This window comes from Janthinobacterium sp. JF4, from assembly GCF_059617925.1.
Genome location: NZ_JCAQAV010000105.1, coordinates 1 through 1,106 on the forward strand (window position 1 = coordinate 1; position 1,106 = coordinate 1,106).

Sequence of the window (1,106 nt, forward strand, 5' to 3'; positions counted from 1 at the left end):
GGCGCCGGCAGCAATACCTCCAGCGACGGCGGTTCGCAAGGCTGCTTCGGCCTGGGTGGCAATACCATGAAATATCGTCTGGGCAATGAGTGCGACGCCTACACGGAATTCGGCTACACCAAGTCCGTCGCCAAGTCCGGCGGCGTGAACTACCTGGCCACCATCTGGGTCAACGCTTACGCGCCCAATTCGGATTTCGGCGACAACAAGCTGGGCATCGTCAAGGCCTATGTCGAAGCGCAGGGACTCGATTTCCTGAACGGCGGCACGGCCTGGGTCGGCAAACGCTTCTACTACCGTCCTGACATCCACATGCTGGATCTGCAATACATCAACATGAACGGCACGGGCGCCGGCTTGGACCGCATTCCTGTTGGCCCTGGTAAATTCTCGTATGCCTTCTTCAAGGACAACGACATCAACGCCCGCGACAAGAACACAGGCGCCATCACCGGCACCCGTTCCGCCGTGCGCCAGAACTTCATCTACGGTGAAATTCCTGTCAACACCAACGGCACGCTGGACCTGGCCGCGACCATCATCACGGCTGAAGGCAAGGACAACGACATCTACGGCCCGAAACATAACGGCTGGCAACTGTCGGCATTCCACCGTCAAGGTAAAGTGTTCGGCGGCGGCAACACCTTCGGCGTGCAGTACGGCGTCGGCCCTGGTGTCGGCGGCGACGGTAACGGCCAGTTCGGCGCCTCGGGCAGCACTTCCTACGGCTCGGACCGCAAGCGCACGCGCATCTTCAATGACATGGCGATCCAGCCGATGGCCAACTTCGGCATGGAATTCGTCGCCCTGTGGCAAAAAGACGAGTCGAACGCCAACGGTTCCTCGACCTGGACCTCGGTCGGCGTGCGTCCCGTGTACGCGTTCACCGACAATTTCAAGCTGGTGGGCGAACTGGGCACGGACCGCGTGACGCAAGCGGGCGGCCTGCCGGCCAAGCGCCTGACCAAGCTGACCATCGCGCCGACGATCTCGGCCGGCCCTGGCCTGTGGTCGCGTCCTGAACTGCGCGCTTTCGTGACCTACGGCAAATGGAACGATGCGGCGACCGCCTCGGTCAATGCGTCGAACAACGGCGGCCCGATCTA

Annotated in this window: 1 protein-coding gene; it reads left to right on the plus strand. The window is 61.8% G+C overall.

The genetic code is table 11. The annotated features are described in order from the left end of the window. A partial coding sequence (locus AC54AF_RS27060; RefSeq protein WP_496639051.1) for a maltoporin occupies positions 1-1,106 on the plus strand: 1,106 nt, incomplete at both ends.